The following is a 20,491-nucleotide window of genomic DNA, read 5'->3' on the forward strand; positions in this document are numbered from 1 at the left end:
CGCGTTGCGGCGGAGGGACCTTGGCATGGCGCTTGCCTTTTTGTGGCCGGGCCGCCAGCTTGGCGCGCGTATGGAATCCCTGGTGGCAGCGGCAGCATGGACCTGATCATTCGCAACGCGGTGCTGGCGCAGCAGGGCGAGCTGCGCCGTGCCGATATCGGAATTTCCGACGGTGCCATCGTGGCGATCGCGCCGTCGCTGCAGGCCGACGGCGCGGAGCGTGACGCGGAGAATTGCCTCGTCGTTCCCGGCTTCATCGAGACGCACATCCACCTCGACAAGACCTGCATCCTCGACCGCTGCAGCATCCGGGAGGGGACAGTCGCCGAGGCGGTGCGGGAGACCGCGGCGGCCAAGCGCAACTTCACGCCGGAGGATGTCTATGCCAGGGCGAAGCAGACCGTTGAGCGCTGCGTCAGCCATGGCACGATGCGGATGCGCACCCATGTCGAGCTCGATCCCGGCATCGGCTTCATCGCGTTCGAAGCCATCCAACAGCTCGCGCGCGACTACGCCTGGGCGCTCGATCTCGAGATCTGCGTGTTCCCGCAGGAAGGCCTGACGAACTATCCGGGCACCGAGGAGCTGCTGATCGAAGGACTGCGTCGTGGCGCGCGCACCATCGGCGCCGCCCCGTATTTCGACACCAACCCGCCGGCGCAGATCGACCGCATCTTCGCGATCGCGCGCGAACACGACGTCGACATCGACATGCATCTCGATCTCGCCGAGACGCTCGACCACATGCAGATCGAATATGTCTGCCGCAAGACCGAGGAGTACAAGTGGGGCGGGCGCGTCGCTGTCGGCCATGTCACGCAGCTGTCGCTGCTGCCGCCGGAACGCTTCAACGCGATCGCCGCGCAGCTCGCCAATGCCGGTGTCGCCGTGACCGTGCTGCCCTCGACCGACCTGCATCTGATGGGACGGCGGCAGGATCATGCGATCCCGCGCGGCGTGGTCCCGCTGGAGCCGTTGCGCGAGAGGGGCGTGACCTGCTCGCTCTCGACCAACAACGTGCTCAACCCGTTCACGCCCTATGGCGACGGCTCGCTGATCCGGATGGCCAACCTCTACGCCAATGTCTGCCACGTCTCGCGCCCTGACCATCTCGCCGGCTGCCTCGACATGGTGACCCATGATGCGGCGAAGCTGATGCGGCTCGGCAACTACGGCATCACCGTCGGCGCGCCGGCCGATCTCGTCTGCATCGATGCCGCCGATCCGACCGAGGCGGTCGCAACGCTGGCGCAACCGCTGTGGGGCCTGAAGCGGGGGCGGCCGTCGTTCTCGCGCACGCGCCCGGTGCTGCATCGGCCGGGATGATGGCGGCACCAGGTACTTTCGGCATAGTGGCACACGCCGCTCTCTCGATATCGGTTCGGTGCCGCCGGTCATCTCAGCGCTGTCCGATGCAGCGCCCTCTCCCCTTGTGGGAGAGGGCATGTACGGCCATCCGCGTACGCGGTCGGGTGAGGGGTCTCGTTCGACGAGTGCCGCTCGTGGAGAAAGACCCCTCACCCAACCGAGCTTGCCGAGACGTCATACATGCCCTCTCCCACAAGGGGAGAGGGCGCATATACGAACTGATTGTGGAGTTCCATCATGCGCATCATCAACGTTGCCGCGGCCCAGATGGGGCCGATCCAGCGCGCTGACAGCCGCGAGGCCGTCGTCACGCGCATGATCGCGCTGCTGGACGAGGCCAAGCGCAGGGGCGCTGATCTCATCGTCTATCCGGAGCTGGCGCTCACCACGTTCTTTCCGCGCTGGTACATGGAGGATCAGGCCGATGTCGATGCCTGGTTCGAGCGCGAGATGCCCAACGCCGCGGTGCAGCCGCTGTTCGACCGCGCAGCGCAGCACGGCATCGCGATGTATCTCGGCTATGCCGAGCTGACGCCGGATGGGCATCACTACAACACGGCAGTTCTCACCGATCGCGCCGGCAACATCGTCGGCAAGTATCGCAAGGTACATCTGCCAGGCCACGAGGAGTTCGAACCGGAGCGCAGCCACCAGCATCTGGAGAAGCGCTATTTCGAGCCGGGCGATCTCGGCTTTCCCGTCTGGCGCAATCTCGGCGGCATCATCGGTATGGCGATCTGCAACGACCGCCGCTGGCCGGAGACTTATCGGGTCATGGGCCTGCAGGACGTCGAACTGGTGCTGATCGGCTACAACACGCCGTCGGTGAATTCGCTGAAGTCAGCGGAGGGACTGCAGCAGCGCCTGTTCCACAACCGGCTGTCCGCGCAGGCCGGCGCCTATCAGAACTCGTGCTGGGTCGTGGCGGTCGCGAAGGCTGGCGTCGAGGACGGTCATCACCTGATCGGCGGCAGCCTGATCGTCAATCCCGACGGCGAGATCGTCGCGGAAGCGCTGACGGAGGGCGACGAGGTGCTGGTCGTACCTTGCGATCTCGATGCGACACGGTTCGGCAAGGAGACGATCTTCGACTTCGGGCGGCATCGCCGGGTCGAGCATTACGGGCTCATCACCAGCCGCACCGGCGCAGTGCCGCCGGAGTGACCCAATGTTGTAGTTTGTAGGCGAAATCCTCGCGCGGATCTCGGTGCGCTCCCTCTCCCCGTTCTTACGGGGAGAGGGTTGGGGTGAGGGGCAGCCACGCGCACCGACCGTGCGGAGAGTCCCCCTCACCCGGATTGCATCTGACGATGCAATCCGACCTCTCCCCGCAAGCCGGGCGAGGTGCACCGAGGTCGCCGCGCGAGTGTTGCCACCAAACAATGCGCTCAGCTGGCAAACGCCACCGCGCCCAGAGCCATGGTCACCGCAGCCTGGGTCGGATCGATCACCGGAATCCCCAGCGCGTCCTCCATGTTCTTGCGATGCCGCGCCATGCCGGCGCAGCCCATCACGATGGCGCCGGCGCCGTCCTCCTCCTTCAGCGCGCGGCCGACCGCGATCATCTTCGCCAAGGTGCCTTCACCAGATGCCGTCTCGGCCACCGTCATGTCGAGCGGACGCTCGGCGGCGAGGCGGTCCATCAGCCCCATCTGGCGGAGATAGCGGATGTGGCGGCGGATCGAGCGCTGCGCGATGGCGAGCACGCCGAACGTATCGGCGCGGGTCAGCGCGGTGAGCACGCCGCATTCGGCGATGCCGAGCACCGGCCGTGCCGTGGCCTCGCGGCAGACATGCAGGCCAGGGTCGCTGTAGCAGGCGATCACGAACGCGCTGGACGCGTTGTCGCCTTCGACGAAACGTCGCAGCGGCAGGGTGACGCTGTCGGCGTCCTTCTGGCTCTCGATGCCGTAGGGTCCTTCCTTCAAGGTCTCGCAGACGATCTCCGGTCCGCCGGCGAACATCAGCGGCTTGAGCGCCGCCGCCAGGCCGTCGGTCACCACCTGGTTGGAGTTCGGGTTGATCACGGTGATGCGCGGGCGGGACATGGGAGCTACCTGCTTCTTCAGTGTTGACGGCGCGTGACAGGCAATCACTATGCCACGGCTGACGCAATAGGGCCGATGCGGCCATCTCGCGTCGACGGCGTTCCATTTGACAGAACTAGGAGATCGCGATGACCGAGCCGGCCTATGACCTGATCATCCGGGGCGGGCGCGTCGCCACCACCACGGATACGTTCGAGGCCGATGTCGCCGTATCAGGCGAGACGATCGCGGCGATCGGCCGCGCGCTCGGGCCCGCCAGGCGCGAGATCGACGCGCGCGGCAAATACGTTCTTCCCGGCGGCGTCGATAGCCATTGCCACATCGAGCAGCTCTCGGCTGCCGGCATCGTCAATGCCGACACGTTCGAGAGCGCGACGACCTCCGCCGCGTTCGGCGGCACCACCAGCGTGATCTCGTTCGCCGCGCAGCATGTCGGTATGCAGCTGCCGCAGGTGCTCGAGGACTACCACGCGCTGGCGCGCAAGGGTGCGGTGATCGACTACGCGTTCCACATGATCATTGCCGATCCGACCAAGGAGACCTTGGAGCGCGACCTGCCGGCGCTGATCCGGCAGGGGCACGGTTCGATCAAGATCTTCATGACCTATGACCGGCTCAAGATCGACGACGAGCCGCTGCTCGACATTCTCGTCGCCGCGCGCGAGGGCGGCGCGATGCTGTGCGCGCACGCCGAGAATCACGGCATCATTTCGTGGATGGTGAAGCGGCTGCTGGCACGCGGCTACACCGCGCCGAAATATCACGCCATCAGCCATGCGCGCTTTTCCGAGGCCGAGGCGTTCAACCGCCTGATCGGCATGGCGGCGCTGGTCGATCAGCCGATCATGATCTTCCACGTCTCGACCGCGGAAGGCGCCAAGGTGATCCGCGACGCGCGCGGGCAGGGGCTGAAGGTGTTCGCGGAAACCTGTCCGCAATATCTGTTCATGACGGCTGATGATCTCGACAAGCCCGGCATCGATGGCGCCAAGTGGATGTGCAGCCCGCCGCCGCGCCGCGCGCCCGACCAGGAGGCGCTGTGGCAGGCGCTGGCGCTCGGCGATTTGCAGACCGTCTCCTCCGATCACGCGCCGTATCGGTTTGACGAGACCGGCAAGCTGCGCGCCGGTCCCAACCCCAACTTCAAGCAGATCGCCAACGGCCTGCCGGGCCTCGAGCTGCGGCTGCCGCTGCTGTTCGACGCGATGGTGTCGAAGGGCGGGCTCGGCCTCAACAAGTTCGTCGAGCTGACGGCGACGGCGCCGGCGAAGATTTACAATCTGCATCCGCGCAAGGGGGCGATCGCGATCGGGGCCGATGCCGATATCGCGCTGTGGGATCCGGACAAGCGCGTCACGATCACGGATGCCGCGATGCACGACCTCGCCGGCTACACGCCGTTCGCCGGACGCAGCGTGCAGGGCTGGCCGGTGACCGTGCTGTCGCGTGGCCGGGTGATCGTCGATGGCGGCAAGGTCTCGGTGCAGCCCGGCTCGGGCCAGTTCCTCGCTCGCAGCGGCGGCGAGGCGGCGAAGCCGACGGGACGACTGGTGGCGGACATGGACCCGGAGCAGAATTTCGGGGCGACGCTGCTGTGAGGGCGCGAGCACACGTCGGCCGGTGGCCTCGTGCTTCGAGACGGGCGCTACGCGCCCTCCTCAGCATGAGGAGCGAGGGCGAGGTTCGCGGCGCGCGAGCCGTGTCCCCTCATGGTGAGGAGGCTGCGTCAGCAGCCGTCTCGAACCATGAGGCCCTCGGGGAGGCGTCTTTCGCATGCATGTCCTGATCTTCGGCGGGGCCGGCTTCGTCGGCCTCAACATCGCGCAAGGCCTGCTGGAGCGCGGCCATGCCGTGACGATCTTCGACGCAACAGGTCTGCCCGCGGCGGCGCAGCGTGCGTTTGAACCCTATCGCGAGCGTCTGCACCTGGTGCAGGGCGACGTCACCGATGCGAGCGCTGTGGCGGCCGCGATCGGCAATGGCTGCGATGCCGTCGTGATGGGCGCTGCGATCACCGCCGGAGCCGAGCGCGATGCCGCCGACCCCGAGCGCATCCTCGCGGTCAATCTGCTGGCGCAGGTGCCGATCCTGCGGGCGGCGCGCGGCAGCGGCATCCGCCGGGTCATCAACCTGTCCTCGGCGGCGTCCTATGGCGCGAGCGGTCAGCGCTTTGCCGTGCTGGAGGAGACGACGCCGTGCGAGCCGGTGTCGCTCTATGCGATCAGCAAGTTCGCCTCCGAGCGCGTCGCCGCGCGGCTGAGCGATCTGTGGAAGACGGATGTCATCAGCGTGCGCCTGTCCGCCGTGTTCGGCCCGTTCGAGCGCGGCGGCGGCGTGCGCGACACGCCCTCGCCGCAGGCGCTCATCGCCGCCTGCTGCGCGCGCAACGAGTCGGCGCTGTTGAACGAACCCGGTGACAAGGACTGGGTCTACGCGGTCGACGTCGCGGATGCTGTCTGTCTGCTGTTGGAGGCTGAGAAGCCGCAGCACGCGCTCTACAACATCTCCAACGCGGCGACGTTCACAGCCGAAACCTGGGGCCGCGCCTTCGCGACCGGTCGAGCTGGATTCACCTGCCGGCTCAAGGAGCAGGGGGAAACGCCGACGGTGCCGGTGTTCGCGCCCAATCGCGGCCGGCTGTCGACGACGCGGCTGGCCGAGGAGTTCGGCTGGCGCGCGCGCTTCGACTGCGCGGCTTCCGCCGAGCATTTCGGCCGCTGGTTCGATCAGTACGGGAGAGACTGAGATGAGGCTCAAGGCCAAGGTCGCCGTCATCACCGGCGGCGGCTCCGGCATCGGCCGCGCCAGTGCCGTGATGTTCGCGCGCGAAGGTGCGTTCCTCGCGTTGGTCGATCGCGATGCTGCAGGCGCCGAGGAGACACTGGCGCTGGTGCGCAATGCGGGCGGCGACGGCAGCGTCCATGTCGGCGATGTCGGCGACGCCGACTTTGCCAAGGCAACCATCGAGAGCGTGGCCGCCGCGCGCCGCCGGCTGGACGTGCTGATGACCGCGGCCGGTTTTTCCTGTGGCGGCACCGTCGTCACGACCGATCCGGCGGATTGGGATGCGGTGTTCCGAGCCAACGTCGGCGGCACCTGGCTGTGGGCCAAGGTCGCGGTGCCGATCATGCAGAAGCAGAAGGCCGGCTCGATCATCACCGTCGCATCGCAGCTCGCGGTCGCCGGCGGCAAGGGCAATAGCGCCTATATCGCCGCCAAGGGCGCGATCATCAGCCTGACCCGCACCATGGCGGTGGACTTCGCCACCGATGGCATCCGCGTCAACGCACTGGCCCCCGGCGCGATCGACACGCCGCTGCTGCGTCGGAGCTTCGCGCGCCACGCCGATCCCGAGCCGGTGCGCGAGGCCTCGCGCCAGCGCCATGCCATGAAGCGGTTCGGCGCGGCCGACGAGGTCGCCGCCGCCGCGTTATTCTTGGCGAGCGACGAGGCGTCGTTCACCACAGGCATCGTGCTGCCGGTGGATGGCGGCTGGCTCGCGGCGTAACTCAACGCTTCGTAGCCACAGGCTTGCGATCCCGCCCTCGCAAAATATCCGCGAGCGCGGCTGCGTTGCGCGACAGCGGCTCGAACCGAGGCGTCAGCAGATAGGCCCGCATCGGCGTCTTGGGCGCCAGCGGCCGCGCGATCAGGTCGGGCCAGGCGCGGCCGCGCAGCACGAACTCGTCGACGACGGCGAGGCCGGCGCCGGCGCGCACCATGGCGCAGGCGTCGGGCGTGTAGCGCACGATCGTGGCTGGCTCCGGGCCGCCGGCCAGGGCCGACGTGACGATGTGACCATAAGGCGTCTGCGGGCCGAAGCCGACCAGCGGATAGGGCAGCATGTCCTTCGGCCTGATGCTGCGCAGCCTCGTCAGGGCATGGTCGGCCGGCATGATCACGTGTAGCGCGCCCTCCGCGATCGTCTCTACCGCGACTGTCGGCTCGTCGACCGGCAGCACAGTGATGCCGAGATCGGCGCGGGCTGTGCCGACGCGGCCGACGATCTCCAGCAGGGTCAACGATTCGAACTCGACGCGCAGATCTGGAAAGCGGCCGCGCAGCCGCGACAGTGCCTCCGGCAGCATGCCGTGGCCCGCGCTCGGGCTCGCCACCACGCGGATGGTGCCGGTGCCGCCGGCGCGCAGTTCGTCGGCGAGGTCGTTGATGCGCGCGACGCCGCGATGGACGTGCTCGACCTCGGCGAATAACCGCTTGGCCTCCGGCGTCGGCTGCACCCGGCCGCTGATGCGCTCGAACAGCTTGAGCTTGAGGCCATCCTCGGTATAGGCCAGCAGCCGGCTGATCGCGGGCTGCGATACCGAGAGCAGCCGCGCAGCGCCGCTGATCGAGCCTGTCATCATGATCGCGCGGAACACCTCGATCTGGCGCAGATTGAGCGGCATGCGACCTCTTGTCTCGCTGTGGATGGCTGTCGACTCTAGCCGCGGCTGCCGCCCCATAACAAGCTGTTATGGGCGGCGGACAAATCGGTATGGTCGGTCCCAGACCTGCTTTGCTAAGCTTCGCGTGCCGGGTGACATGACTGATGGAGAGAGCGTGAGCGACAGCGAGCGTTCCGATCGCGATTGCGCGTGTTTCATCCGGTGGCCGGCATGAGCGACGGTCTTGCCGCGCTGACGGCCCAGGTTCGCAGCGATCTTGCCAGGATCGCGCATCCCAGCATGCCATGGCTGACGCCTGTCACCGGTCCCGATGGCGGACCTGCGTTCGATGTGCTGATCGTCGGGGGCGGGCAATCGGGTCTCGCGACCGCCTTCGCGCTGCTGCGCTCCCGCGTCGGCAACATTCTCGTGCTCGACAAGGCTGAGGCAGGCCGCGAAGGACCGTGGCTCAGCTATGCGCGCATGCCGACCCTGCGCAGCCCGAAAGACTTCACCGGACCCGATCTCGACATACCTTGTCTGACCTATCAGGCGTGGCACGAGGCGAAGTTTGGCGGCGAGAGCTGGCGCAATCTTGATCTGATTCCGCGCGAATATTGGGCAGACTATCTCGCCTGGTATCGCGAGGTGCTCGACCTTCCCGTGCGCAACGGCTGCGACGTCGTCGATATCGCACCCGCCGCTGACGGACTGCTGCAGGCGACCGTGCGCAGCAAGGATGGTGAGACGACGATCCATGCCCGCAAGATCGTGCTGGCGACCGGGCAGGAGGGGATGGGCGACTGGAGCATTCCGGAGCCGCTGCGCTATCTGCCCGCCACGCGCGGCGCCCATTCCGGCGCCGAGATCGATTTCGACAGCCTGCGCGGCCGCCGCGTCGCCGTGATCGGCGCCGGTGCCTCGGCGTTCGACAATGCGGCGGCTGCACTCGAAGCCGGTGCGGCGCGTGTCGATCTGCTATGCCGCCGCGCGGAAATCCAGCTGATCCAGCCCTATCGCTGGCTGACGTTCCGCGGCTTTCTCAGGCACTTCTCCGAGCTCGACGATGCCTGGCGCTGGCGCTTCATGCGCGCAGTCCTGGAACTGCGCGAAGGTTTTCCGCAGCACACTTATGATCGCTGCGCCCGCCACGCGGCGTTCCGCCTGCAAGAAGGCGCGCCGGTCACGGGCGCGCGCGAGACGGCCGACGGCGTCGTGCTGCAGACAGCGAAGGGCGAGATCACGGCGGACTTCGTGATCAGCGCAACCGGCATCTCGATGGACTTCGCAAAGCGGCCGGAGCTGCGGCGCTTCGCGGCCAACATCGCGCGCTGGTCTGACCGCTACACGCCCGATGCGAGCGAACGCAACGATCGGCTCGGCGCCTTCCCTTATCTTGCAGACGACTATGCGCTGTGCGAGCGCAACGCGGGAGAGACGCCGTGGATCGGCAACATTCACGTGTTCGCCATCGCCTCGACGATGAGCTTCGGCGCGTCGGGATCGTCGATCAACGCAATGACGACCGCAGTGCCGAAGCTCGTGCATGGTTTGACGCGTGGGCTGTTCACGGCTGATATCGACAAGCATTGGGCGAACTTCCGGGCCTATGATGTGAAGCAGGCGACGGTGCGCCGTGGCACGTGATTTGCTGTTGAGCGTCGATGCTGAGAGTCGATCTTGTGCGTCGATCTCATGGTAGCGCGTCGCGGATCTCCGCCGACGCGCGATTTCAGTGCCGGATTTTGAGACCAATGAGGGAACAGGGGCGATGAGTTTCGAGATGTCCAAACGTTCGTTGTTCGCGGCGACCGCGTGGCTCGCGGTGATGCTGGCTGCGCCGTCGGTGCATGCGCAGAGCCGCGCCGAGACTCTGCGCTACGTCACCGGCGCCACCGTCAACACGCTCGATCCGAACATTCCGGGCTCGACGCGCGAGGCCTTCGCGCTGTCGATGTCGAGCTACGACCGGCTGGTGTCGTTCGGCCGCAAGCAGCTCAATGGTAAGTGGGTGTTCGATCTCGACACGATCACCGGCGAGCTCGCCGAATCCTATTCTGTCAGCGCCGACGGTCTGAAGATCACCTTCAAGCTGCGCCCTGATGCGAAGTTCCAGGACGGCTCGCCGGTCACCGCCGAGGACGTCAAATGGTCGCTCGACCGCTGCGTCACCGCGCCGATCCTCGGCAAGGCGCAATTGCTGACGGGGTCGCTGACGTCGGCCGATCAGTTCAAGGTCATCGATCCCCTGACGTTCGAAGTGACCTTGCCGAAGCCGGACAAGCTGGCACTGCCGAATCTCGCGACCGTCTACCCGATCATCATCAACTCCAAGCTCGCCAAGGCGCATGCGACGGCCGAAGATCCGTGGGCGCTGAACTGGACCAAGGAGAATGCGGCCGGCAGCGGCGCCTACATCGTCGAGACCTTCAAGCCCGGCGAGCAGGTGATCGCCAAGCGCAACGAGGCCTGGAATCGCGGCACGCCGGACAAGCCGGCGGCATTCAAGCGCCTGATCATCCAGTCGGTGCCGGAGCCGGCGACGCGCGCCAACCTCGTCGAGCGCGGAGACGCCGATCTCGTGATCGACCTGCAGGCCAGCGACGTGCAGTCGTTGGAGGGCAAGGGCAAGCTGAAGGTGATCTCGACGCCGCAGTATAATGCGGTGACCTTCATCTCGATGAATAACACCATTCCGCCGTTCGACAACGTCAATGTGCGCCGCGCGATCGCCTATGCGCTGCCTTATGACGACATGTTCAAGGCCGCGCTGTTCAGCCGCGGCGCGCCGCTCTATGGCGCGACCTGGGCCGACGGCAAGCCGCCGAGCGGCGGCTATCCGATCCCGCAGCCGATCAAGCTCGACCTGGAGAAGGCCAAGGCCTATCTGAAGGACGCCGGCATGCCCGACGGCTTCTCGACCACCTTCAGCTTCAATGTCGGCCAGGCTGCGACCGCCGAGCCGATGGCGGCGCTGGTGAAGGAGCAGCTCGCCAAGATCGGCATCAAGGTCGACATCCAGAAGCTGCCGGACGCGCAGATGTCGACCGCGATCAACGAGAAGAAGCTGCCGTTCTTCACCGAGGGCATCGTCGCCTGGCTGCCCTCGACGGACTATTTCTACCGCAACTTCTACACCGGCAAGCAGCGCTGGAACTATTCCTCGACCGACAATGCCGAATTGGAGAAGATCGCGCAGGAGGCGCGCTTCGAGGCCGACAAGGCGAAATACGAGGAGCAGGGCAAGGCGCTCAACGCGATCCATTTCGACCAGATGTTCCAGATCCCGATCTGGCAGGCGGCGCAGGATGCGGTGATGCAGCCGACGGTGGACGGCTACGTCTACCAGTTCACGCGACAGGTCGATTATCGTAACCTGAGCCGCAAGTAACCGGGACGGCTGAGGACCATGGGCACGATCGGCGCAACATTGCTGCGGGCGGGACGGCGTTTCGTCTCGTCGCTGCCGGCACTGTTCGGTGTCCTGGTCTTCACCTTCCTCTTGATGCGCGTGCTGCCGGGGGATCCGGCCGTGTTCTTTGCCTCCGGCCCCAATGCCGGCCAGGAGGAGATCGAGGTCATCCGCCGGCAGCTCGGGCTCGACAAGCCGCTGCCGAATCAGCTCGCGATCTACCTCTATGATGTCGGTCGCGGCAACCTCGGCCGCTCGATGATGACCGGGCAGCCGGTCGCCAAGGATCTCAAGGAGCGACTGCCGGCCTCGCTGGAGCTGACCTTGACGGCGCTGCTGATCGCGCTGGTCTCGGCGGTGCCGCTCGGCGTGCTGGCTGCGCTGCGGCCGGGCTCGCTGGTCGATCACGGCGTCCGGCTATTTTGTTCGTTCGGCGTCTGCGTGCCGACCTTCGTCTCCGGGCTCCTGCTGATCTACGTGTTCTATTATCTGCTCGGTTTCGCGCCGGATCCGACAGGGCGGATCGATATCTTCACCACGATGCCGCCATCGCGCACCGGCTTCCTGATCATCGACTTCCTGCTCGCAGGCGATGTCGAGGGCTGGTGGGCGGCGGCGCGGCAGCTGATGCTGCCGGCGCTGACCATGGCGTTGTTCGTGATCGCGCCGCTGGCGCGCATCACGCGGGCCTCGATGCTGGTCTCGCTCGGCAGCGATTTCGTCCGCACCGCGCGCTCGGTCGGGCTGTCGTGGTGGCGCATCGTCGTCACCTATGCCTTGAGGAACGCGATCCTTCCCGTCATCACCATCGCCGGCATCGTGTTCTCGACCATGCTGGGCGCGAACGTGCTGGTGGAGAAGGTGTTCTCTTGGCCCGGCGTCGCCTCCTACGCGCTCGATGCGCTGCTGGTCTCCGACTACGCGCCGGTACAGGGCTTCGTGCTGCTGATGGCGACGATCTTCGTGATCGTCAATCTCCTGGTCGATGTGCTCTATGGCATCGCCGATCCCAGGGCGACGGTGGCGTGAGCATGAGCACGATAGAGACCGCCTCAACCCTGCGCCACACGGCCTTCGTGCTGCGCGGCAACCCGGTCACCGCCGTCGCGGCTGGCGGCGCGCTGCTGCTGGCGCTCATCGCGGTCTTTGCGCCGTGGCTGGCGCCTTACGATCCCGTTGCGTCCGAGGTCTCTGCCGCGTTGCAGCCGCCGAGCTCCGCGCACTGGTTCGGCACCGACCAGCTCGGCCGCGATGTGCTCAGCCGCCTGATCGTCGCCAGCCGGCTCGACCTCACGATCGCGGTGACGGCGGTCGCGGTGTCCTTTGCGCTCGGCTCCGTCATCGGTGCGCTGTGCGGCTATGCCGGCGGCCGTCTCGACAAGGCGGTCGGCCGCTTCGTCGACGTGCTGATGGCGTTTCCGCTGTTCGTGCTGGCGATGGCGATGGTCGCGGCGCTCGGCAACCGCGTCGAGAACATCGTGATCGCGACCGCGATCATCAACCTGCCGTTCTACATCCGCTTCGCCCGCGCCGAGGTGAACATCCGCCGCAATCTCGGCTGGGTCGAGGCCGCGCGTGCCTGTGGCGAGAGCCATGTTGCTGTCGTGCTGCGCTTCCTGTTGCCGAACGTGCTGCCGGCGATGGCGGTGCAGATGTCGCTCAATCTCGGCTGGGCGATCCTCAATGCCGCGGGCCTCTCCTTCATCGGCCTCGGCGTCAAGCCGCCGACGCCGGAATGGGGCATCATGGTCGCCGAGGGCGCGCGCTTCATCTCCACCGGGCGCTGGTGGCTGGTGGCGTTTCCCGGCTTCGCGCTGATGACAGCGGTGCTGTGCTTCAATCTGCTCGGCGACGGCCTGCGCGACATCCTGGATCCCCGGATGCGCACATGATGTCTCGTCAGAACACAAACAGCTGGGGCGCATCCGAGGATGCGGACGTGACAGCGCCTGATATTTCCAAGCCGCTGCTCGAGGTCGAGAATCTCAAAGTGACCTTCTCGACCCGTCGTGGGCTCGTCGAGGCGGTGCGCGGCGTGTCGCTGTCGCTCCAGCCGGGCGAGATGCTGGGTCTCGTCGGCGAGAGCGGCTCGGGCAAATCGGTGACCGGCTTTGCCATCACCCATCTGCTCGACAAGGCCGGCCGCATCACCGATGGCTGCATCCGCTTCAAGGGCCAGGACGTCACCCGGGCCGGCGGTGCCGATCTGCGCAGCCTGCACGGCGCGGCCATGGCGATGATCTTCCAGAATCCGCGTGCCGCGCTCAACCCGATCCGCACCATCGGCCAGCAGATCGCGGATGCGATCCTCGCCCATCGCCGGCTGTCGCGGCAGGAGGCGCATGCGGAGGCCTTGTCGCTGCTGAAGGCCGTGCAGATCCGCGATCCCGGGCGCCGCATGGGCGCCTATCCGCACGAACTCTCCGGCGGCATGTGCCAGCGGGTGATGATCGCAATCGCGATCTCCTGCAGCCCGCAGCTGCTGATCGCGGACGAGCCGACCACCGGCCTCGACGTCACCACGCAGAAGGTGGTCATGGATCTTCTTGCGAAGATCGCCGCCGAGCGCGGCATGGCGACGATCCTGATCACGCATGATCTCGGGCTTGCCGCGCGCTATTGCGCGCGCGTGGTCGTGATGGAGCAGGGCAGGCTGGTCGAGGAGGCCGCGCCGTTGACGCTGTTCCACCGGCCGCAGCATCCCTACACCAAGCGCCTCGTTGCGGCCTCGCCGACGGCAACCTCGCGTGTCGAGGATCTGGTGCCGGACGGCGAAAAAATTCCCCTGGTCACGGTGACGGAGCTGCCGCCGCTGCCGCACGGCACGCCGCTGCTGCTCGACGTCAAGGGCGTCAGCAAGCGCTTCGACGACGGTACGGTCGGCGTCGCCGACTTCTCGATGACGATGCGCGGCGGCGAGAGCGTCGGTCTCGTCGGCGAGAGCGGCTCCGGCAAGAGCACGACCTCGCGGATGATCTGCCGTCTGATCGACGCCAGCGCCGGCGAGATCCTGTTCGACGGCCAGGCGATCGGCCAGATCCCGGCGCGGGACTTCCACCGTTCCGAGCTGCGCAAGGACATCCAGATCGTCTTCCAGGATCCGAACGACAGCCTCAATCCGCGCTACACGGCGTTCGACTGCATCGCCCATCCGCTGCTGCGGCTGATGAACATGCGCTCGGGCGACAGACTGCGCCAGCGCGTCGAGGAATGCGCCGATCGCGTCGGCCTGCCGCGCGAGCTGTTGTCGCGCTTTCCGCATCAGCTCTCCGGCGGGCAGAAGGCGCGCGTCGGCATTGCTCGCGCGATTGCCTGCAAGCCGCGGCTGCTGGTGCTGGACGAGCCGACCGCGGCGCTCGACGTCTCCGTGCAGGCCGTGGTGCTGCAGCTCCTGAACCGGCTTCGGTGCGAGGACAACCTCGCCTTCCTGTTCGTGAGCCACGATCTCAACGTCGTGCGCATGATGTGCGACCGCACCATCGTGCTGCGCACAGGTCTCATCATCGAGCAGGGCGAGAGCCGGGCGCTGTTCGCCAATCCGCAGACCGACTACACGCGCGAGCTGGTCGACGCCGTCCCGCATATCGCCCCGCCGGCGGCTTTCGCGTCCGCCTGAGCCGCCCATAACATTCGATTATGGGTGGCGGACAACTCGGTATTGGGGACGAGAGGCACTGTCCTGTTAGTTTGTGCGCATCGCAAGTGCAGCCTCCGGAGTCATCGAAGCGCGCGTCATGACCGAACTGATCGAACGCCTGCAACGCCTCGTCGGTGTCGCGCATGTTCTCGTCGCAGCCGAGGATCAGGCGCCTTATCTGCACGACTGGCTCGGCAAGTATCACGGGGCCACGCCGGCGGTGGTTCGGCCGGGATCGACGGACGAGGTCGCGGCGGTGATGGAGGCCTGCGCCGCCGCCCGCGTGGCCGTCGTGCCGCAGGGCGGACACACCAGCCTGTCGGGCGGCGCGACTCCGGATGCGAGCGGCCGGGCGATCGTGCTGTCCCTGTCGCGGATGAACCGCATCCGCGCGGTGGATCCCGTCGGCCAGACCATCGTCGTCGATGCCGGCATCGTGCTGGCGAGGGTGCAGGACGCGGCGCGCGAGGCCGGCCTGTTCTTTCCGCTCAGCCTCGGCTCGGAGGGCAGTTGCACCGTCGGCGGCAATCTCGCCGCGAATGCCGGCGGCGTCGCCGTGCTGCGCTATGGCGTGATGCGCGAGCTGACGCTGGGGCTCGAAGTGGTGCTGCCGGATGGCCGCATCTGGGACGGCCTGCGCGCCTTGCGCAAGGACAACACCGGTTATGCGCTGCGCGATCTCTTCATCGGCTCCGAAGGCACGCTGGGGGTCATCACCGGCGCCGTGTTGAAGCTGTTTCCGCAGCCGACCGCACGGGCCACCGCGTTCGTCGCGGTCGCCGATGCGGCCGCCGCGCTGAACCTGCTGCGGCTATCGCGCGCGCGTTGTGGCGATCGCCTCACCGCATTCGAGTTCCTGACCTCGGCAACGCTCGAGATGATCCTGCGCCAGATGCCGGATATACGGCTGCCGTTCGCTGCACTTCCCGAGGCTGCTGTCCTGATCGAGCTGAGCGATATCGGCGAGGAAGCCGCGCTGACCGCACGGCTCGAAACCACGCTGGCCGCCGCGATGACGGAAGGGCTCGCCTCCGACGCCGTCGTCGCCCAGGACGGCACCCAGGCCAAGGCGTTCTGGCGGGTGCGCGAGAGCGTCTCCGAGGCTCTGGTCCGCGAAGGCAGGGCGCTCAAGCACGACATCTCGGTGCCCGTCGCCGAGATCGCCGATTTCGTCACGATCATGGACACTGCGGTCGGCGCGGCGCTGACCGGCATCCGTCCGATGGTGTTCGGCCATCTCGGCGACGGCAACCTGCACTACAATCTGATGCGCCCGCTCGACATGAGCGAAGACGAGTTCTATCGGTACGGTCCGCGCATCACCCGCCTGGTCCATGACGAGATCACCCGCCGCCGCGGCTCGATCAGCGCCGAGCACGGCATCGGCCAGCTCCGCACCGCCGAGATGCCGCTGTGCAAGCCGCCGCTCGAGCTGGAGCTGATGCGTCAGCTCAAGCGCGCGCTCGATCCGTATGGTCTGATGAACCCGGGGAAATTGCTGCCTCGGTTGTAGTCAGCACCCGGCGGCCGGCTCAATCCGCCTCGTAGCCATACACCTCCGGCAGGATGAAGATGGCGGCGAGCAGTCCGACCAGCGGGAAGATCGCGACGAACAGTGTCGCGTTGGCCTGGCCGATGGCGGTGAACAGCGCCGGGAACAGGAAGATCGCGAGGAACGACGGCAGCTTCACGAACATGTAGGCGAAGCCGCTTGCCGTGCCGCGATAGCGCGGGCGCGCCACCATGGTCGGGATGGTCATGCAGTTCGAGGCGTCCCAATAGTGGCCCCACAGCATGCCGGCTGCGGCAAAAGGCAGGATTACGGTGTGGCCGGTGTAGAGGGCACCCGCGGCGATCAACAGCGACACCAGCACGATCGCAAAGCCGGCGATGCCGATGCCGCGATGGCCGATCTTCGGCGTCAGCAGCGGCCCGACCCAGCCCGAGACGGCGGCGAGGCAGAACAGCGCCATCGTGACGAGGTTGTTGCCCAACACCGAGGAGACGCCGACCATCGTGAACAGCACCGGGAGATAGAATGCGAAGGTCGAAAACTCCGCGCCCTGGGCGAAGCAGGCGATCCAGCCATAGATGGTCGCTCGCCAGCGGATCGGGTCCTTGCGCAGATCCGAGAGGAAGTCCCAGGTGCTCGGCTTGTCCACCGGCATGTCCTGGTTCGGCAGCATCGCGAGCTCATCATTGTACATCTGGCGGGCCACCGTCTTGGCCTCGCGGAAGCGGCCGTGCTGCACCAGCCAGACGGCAGTCTCGGGCACGTCGTGGCGCAGGAACAGGATGATCAGCGCCGGCAGCGCGCCGAGGCCCAGGGTGACGCGCCAGACCGTCTCGTGATCGATCTCGGCAACGAGGAAGATCGCGATGACGCCGAGCGTGAGGACCTCGCCGACCGCGAACATGAACTGCCAGCGATTGCCCATGACCTCGCGCTGGCCCTTGGCCATCGATTCCATGATGTAGGTGTAGCCGGTGGAGATGTCGCTGCCGAGCGGCAGGCCGAGCAGGAAGCGGACCACGATCAGCCACGCCACGTTCGGAACGAACGCCTGCGCGATCGCCAGCGCGACGAACATCGTCATCGTGCCGAGAAACATCCAGCGCCGGCCGATCTTGTCGGACAGCCAGCCGCCGAGCAGGGCGCCGATCAGCGCCCCGCCTTGCGTGCCGGCGGCCGCAAGGCCGAGTTCCAGCGGACCGGGATTGAACTGCTCCTTGATGAAGATCAGGACGAAGGCGATCGAATAGAGGTCCCAGGCCTCGACCAGGATCGAGGCCATCATCAGCCAGCCGACACGGTTGCCCTTGGGGCTGTAGTTCTGGACAAGATAGCGCACGGCGTCGTCGATCGCCGCCCGTTGAGGCGTGATGTCGGATGTGGCTGCGAGACTCATGACGGGTACCTTTCGATGCCGAAGGGCGACTCGCAACGCTTTCCGCAGCGGAGGTCGCGCGCGGAGGATCGGTCGCCGTTCCAATGTCCGTTTTGTTTTGACGGTTGAGATCGATCAAGGTTCCCCCGCGTTGTAACGCCGCACGAGATTGCTGGTCTGCGGCTGGAACCGTGGGCCGAGCCACAGGAGCCGACAATGAAGATCACCGCGATCGAGACCGTCCGCACCGATGAATTCGCCAACGTCATCTGGGTGCGGGTGCACACTGATGCCGAGGTGATCGGTCTCGGCGAGACGTTCTATGGGACCGGCGCGGTCGAAGCGCACATCCATGACACCCTGGCCGCGCGCCTGCTCGGGCGCGATCCGCTGCGCATCGAGGCCATTCATCGCGACATGGTGAACCTGCCGATGGCGCAGTCCTCGACCGGTGTCGAATATCGGTCGGCGTCCGCAATCGACATCGCGTTGTGGGACCTGTTCGGCAAGGTCTGCGGCCAGCCAGTGCACCAGATGCTCGGCGGCCTCTGCCGCGACCGGCAGCGCATCTACAACACCTGCGCCGGCACGCGTTACGTGCGCTCCTCCAACATCCGCCCGGTGTCGAACTGGAGCCTGGAGACGAATGGACGCTATGAGGATCTCGACGCCTTCATGAACCGCGCTGACGCCCTTGCCGAGGATCTGTTGGCGAGCGGCATCTCGGCCATGAAGATCTGGCCGTTCGATCCGGCGGCGCAGGAGAACGAGGGCCTGTTCATCACCGCGGCGCAGATGAAGGAGGCGGTCGCGCCGTTCGAGAAGATCCGCAGAGCGGTCGGCGACCGCATGGAGATCATGGTCGAGCTGCATTCGTTGTGGAATCTGCCGGCCGCCAAGCAGATCGCGCGTGTGCTGGAAGACTATCAGCCGACCTGGTACGAGGATCCGATCCGCATGAACTCGCCGCAGGCGCTGGCCGAATATGCCCGATCGACGGATGTGTGGGTGACCGCCAGCGAGACGCTCGGCTCGCGCTATCCCTACAAGGACATGCTCGACCGCGACGCGGTCCACGTCGTGATGGCCGACCTGTGCTGGACCGGCGGGCTGACGGAGGGCCGCAAGATCGCCGCGCTCGCCGAAACCTATCACCGTCCGTTCGCGCCGCATGACTGCATCGGACCTGTCGGCTTCGTCGCCGCCGTGCACATGTCGTTCAGCCAACCGAACACGCTGATCCAGGAATCGGTGCGCGCGTTCTACAAGGGCTGGTACAACGAGCTTGTCACGGCGATGCCCGAGATCAGGGAGGGCTACGTCTATCCGATGCAGGGGCCGGGGCTCGGCGTCGAGCTGCTGCCGGCCGTGTTCGAGCGGACCGACTTGACCGTTCGCCGCAGTGCGGCTTGAACACCGCGAGGCCGATCGCAGGCGGCAAGATCGCGCCGCAAAGGCGTGAGATGGATCGACCTCGGCAGCGAGACTTGCGGAACGGCCCAGGCGAACTCGACAAGGTGACGACATGGAACAGACGTGGCGCTGGTTCGGACCCGATGATCCCATCACTTTGCCGCAGGTTCGCCAGACCGGCGCGACCGGCATCGTGACGGCGCTGCATCACATCCCCTACGGCGTGGTGTGGAGCACCGATGAGATCATCAAGCGCATCGGCGTGATCGAGGGCGATTCATCGCTGCGGCTGCGCTGGAGCGTGGTCGAGAGCCTGCCGGTCTCCGAGGCCATCAAGCTGGGCGAGGGCGATCTGACGTCCTTGTTCGACAACTACCGCCAGTCGCTGCGCAACCTCGCCGCCTGCGGCGTCACCACCGTCTGCTACAATTTCATGGCGGTGCTGGACTGGACCCGCACCGAGCTCGCCTTCCGTCTGCCGGGCGGCGCCACGGCGCTGCGCTTCGATATGGATCGCCTTGCTGCGTTCGACTGCTACATCCTGCAGCGGCCCGGTGCCGGGGCGGAGTTCTCCGCCGACGTGCTCGACCGCGCCAAGGCCTGGGTGGCACAGGCGTCCGAATCCGACAAGGACCGGCTGCTCGCGACCATCATGGCCGGCCTGCCCGGCGCCTATGACCGCTATGACGTGCCCGGCCTGCGCCGCATGCTGGAGAAATATCGCGGCATCGGCCATGCCGAGCTGCGCGCCAACTACGCGCGCTTCCTGCGCGAGGTGGTGCCTACGGCCGAGGAATGCGGCGTCAGCCTCTGTGTCCATCCCGATGATCCGCCGCGTGACCTGTTCGGTCTGCCGCGCGTGGTGTCCTCAGCCGAGGATCTGCAGTTCATCGTCGATGCCGCCCCGTCGAAGGCCAACGGCCTCACCTTCTGCACCGGCGCGCTCGGCGCCGGCGGCCACAACAACGTCCCGGCGCTCGCCGAGCGGTTCGCGCCGCACATCCGCTTCGTGCACCTGCGCAACGTCACCAAGATGCTCGACGGCTCGTTCATGGAGGCGGAGCATCTGCGCGGCGACGTCGACATGGTCGCGGTCGTGACGACCTTGCTGAAGGAGCAGGCCCGGCGCAAGGCGGAAGGCGAGCCGGACTGGCGGATCCCGTTCCGGCCCGACCACGGCCATGAGCTCGCCGACGACATCGGCCGCGGCACCCATCCGGGCTATCCGCTGGTCGGCCGCCTCAAGGGCCTCGCCGAGATTCGCGGGATCATGACCGCGGTGGCTGCCATTAACCGCTTGCCGGTCTGATCCCGCCGGTGCCGGACAACCCGCTTGTCAG

Annotated in this window: 16 protein-coding genes; 13 read left to right on the forward strand and 3 right to left on the reverse strand. The window is 66.7% G+C overall.

All coding sequences use genetic code 11. The features are described 5' to 3' along the window. Positions 1–96: 96 nt before the first annotated feature. Together QX128_RS21090 and QX128_RS21095 are read left to right on the forward strand one after the other, a co-directional pair. Positions 97–1,326 carry an amidohydrolase family protein gene (locus tag QX128_RS21090; protein WP_316238414.1) on the forward strand — a complete coding sequence of 410 codons (1,230 nt, stop codon included), beginning with the start codon at positions 97–99 and terminating at the stop codon, positions 1,324–1,326. Between the two features lie 279 nt (positions 1,327–1,605). After that, on the forward strand, positions 1,606–2,532 hold the full coding sequence (locus QX128_RS21095) for an N-carbamoyl-D-amino-acid hydrolase (RefSeq protein WP_315804445.1): 927 nt from the start codon (positions 1,606–1,608) through the stop codon (positions 2,530–2,532). Positions 2,533–2,756: 224 nt separating this feature from the next. On the opposite strand, the gene QX128_RS21100 is transcribed toward QX128_RS21095, so the two are convergent. After that, the gene (locus QX128_RS21100; protein ID WP_316238415.1) at positions 2,757–3,416 is read right to left on the reverse strand and encodes an aspartate/glutamate racemase family protein; all 660 of its coding nucleotides are present in this window, start codon (positions 3,414–3,416) and stop codon (positions 2,757–2,759) included. A 128-nt stretch (positions 3,417–3,544) separates the two neighbouring features. On the opposite strand from QX128_RS21100, the gene hydA reads away from it, so the two are divergent. The 3 genes from hydA (at position 3,545) to QX128_RS21115 (ending at position 6,924) form a co-directional block, all read left to right on the forward strand. Then, positions 3,545–5,014, forward strand: coding sequence for a dihydropyrimidinase (gene hydA, locus QX128_RS21105; RefSeq protein ID WP_316238416.1), 1,470 nt, complete (start codon positions 3,545–3,547; stop codon positions 5,012–5,014). A gap of 175 nt (positions 5,015–5,189) precedes the next feature. After that, on the forward strand, positions 5,190–6,161 hold the full coding sequence (locus tag QX128_RS21110) for an NAD(P)-dependent oxidoreductase (RefSeq protein ID WP_316238417.1): 972 nt from the start codon (positions 5,190–5,192) through the stop codon (positions 6,159–6,161). A 1-nt stretch (position 6,162) separates the two neighbouring features. Beyond that, positions 6,163–6,924 (forward strand): SDR family oxidoreductase, encoded by a 762-nt coding sequence (locus QX128_RS21115; protein ID WP_316177944.1) that lies wholly within the window; start codon positions 6,163–6,165, stop codon positions 6,922–6,924. 1 nt (position 6,925) lies between these two features. Here QX128_RS21115 and QX128_RS21120 read toward each other — a convergent pair whose 3' ends face one another. Next, positions 6,926–7,822, reverse strand: a complete 897-nt coding sequence (locus QX128_RS21120; RefSeq protein WP_316238418.1) for a LysR family transcriptional regulator — start codon at positions 7,820–7,822, stop codon at positions 6,926–6,928. Positions 7,823–8,032: 210 nt separating this feature from the next. On the opposite strand from QX128_RS21120, the gene QX128_RS21125 reads away from it, so the two are divergent. The 6 genes from QX128_RS21125 (at position 8,033) to QX128_RS21150 (ending at position 16,363) form a co-directional block, all read left to right on the forward strand. Continuing rightward, positions 8,033–9,448: an NAD(P)/FAD-dependent oxidoreductase gene (locus QX128_RS21125; RefSeq protein WP_316238419.1), complete on the forward strand. Its 1,416-nt coding sequence runs from the start codon at positions 8,033–8,035 to the stop codon at positions 9,446–9,448. Between the two features lie 124 nt (positions 9,449–9,572). Next, positions 9,573–11,192, forward strand: a complete 1,620-nt coding sequence (locus tag QX128_RS21130) for an ABC transporter substrate-binding protein (RefSeq protein ID WP_315804452.1) — start codon at positions 9,573–9,575, stop codon at positions 11,190–11,192. 18 nt (positions 11,193–11,210) lie between these two features. Further along, a complete protein-coding gene (locus QX128_RS21135) occupies positions 11,211–12,242 on the forward strand; it encodes an ABC transporter permease (RefSeq protein ID WP_316177948.1) in 1,032 nt (343 codons plus the stop codon). Positions 12,243–12,244: 2 nt separating this feature from the next. Next, the gene (locus tag QX128_RS21140; RefSeq protein WP_316238420.1) at positions 12,245–13,105 is read left to right on the forward strand and encodes an ABC transporter permease; all 861 of its coding nucleotides are present in this window, start codon (positions 12,245–12,247) and stop codon (positions 13,103–13,105) included. Positions 13,106–13,179: 74 nt separating this feature from the next. After that, positions 13,180–14,829, forward strand: coding sequence for an ATP-binding cassette domain-containing protein (locus QX128_RS21145; RefSeq protein ID WP_410053170.1), 1,650 nt, complete (start codon positions 13,180–13,182; stop codon positions 14,827–14,829). A gap of 118 nt (positions 14,830–14,947) precedes the next feature. Further along, complete coding sequence (locus QX128_RS21150; protein ID WP_316238421.1) at positions 14,948–16,363, forward strand: FAD-binding oxidoreductase; 1,416 nt, start codon at positions 14,948–14,950, stop codon at positions 16,361–16,363. 19 nt (positions 16,364–16,382) lie between these two features. On the opposite strand, the gene QX128_RS21155 is transcribed toward QX128_RS21150, so the two are convergent. Beyond that, positions 16,383–17,759, reverse strand: coding sequence for an MFS transporter (locus QX128_RS21155; protein ID WP_316238422.1), 1,377 nt, complete (start codon positions 17,757–17,759; stop codon positions 16,383–16,385). 195 nt (positions 17,760–17,954) lie between these two features. On the opposite strand from QX128_RS21155, the gene QX128_RS21160 reads away from it, so the two are divergent. Beyond that, positions 17,955–19,151 (forward strand): mandelate racemase/muconate lactonizing enzyme family protein, encoded by a 1,197-nt coding sequence (locus QX128_RS21160; RefSeq protein ID WP_316238423.1) that lies wholly within the window; start codon positions 17,955–17,957, stop codon positions 19,149–19,151. A gap of 112 nt (positions 19,152–19,263) precedes the next feature. Beyond that, positions 19,264–20,460, forward strand: a complete 1,197-nt coding sequence (gene uxuA / locus QX128_RS21165; RefSeq protein ID WP_316238424.1) for a mannonate dehydratase — start codon at positions 19,264–19,266, stop codon at positions 20,458–20,460. Positions 20,461–20,491 lie beyond the last annotated feature (31 nt).

The organism is Bradyrhizobium sp. SZCCHNR1015, assembly GCF_032489875.1.
Lineage (GTDB): Bacteria > Pseudomonadota > Alphaproteobacteria > Rhizobiales > Xanthobacteraceae > Bradyrhizobium.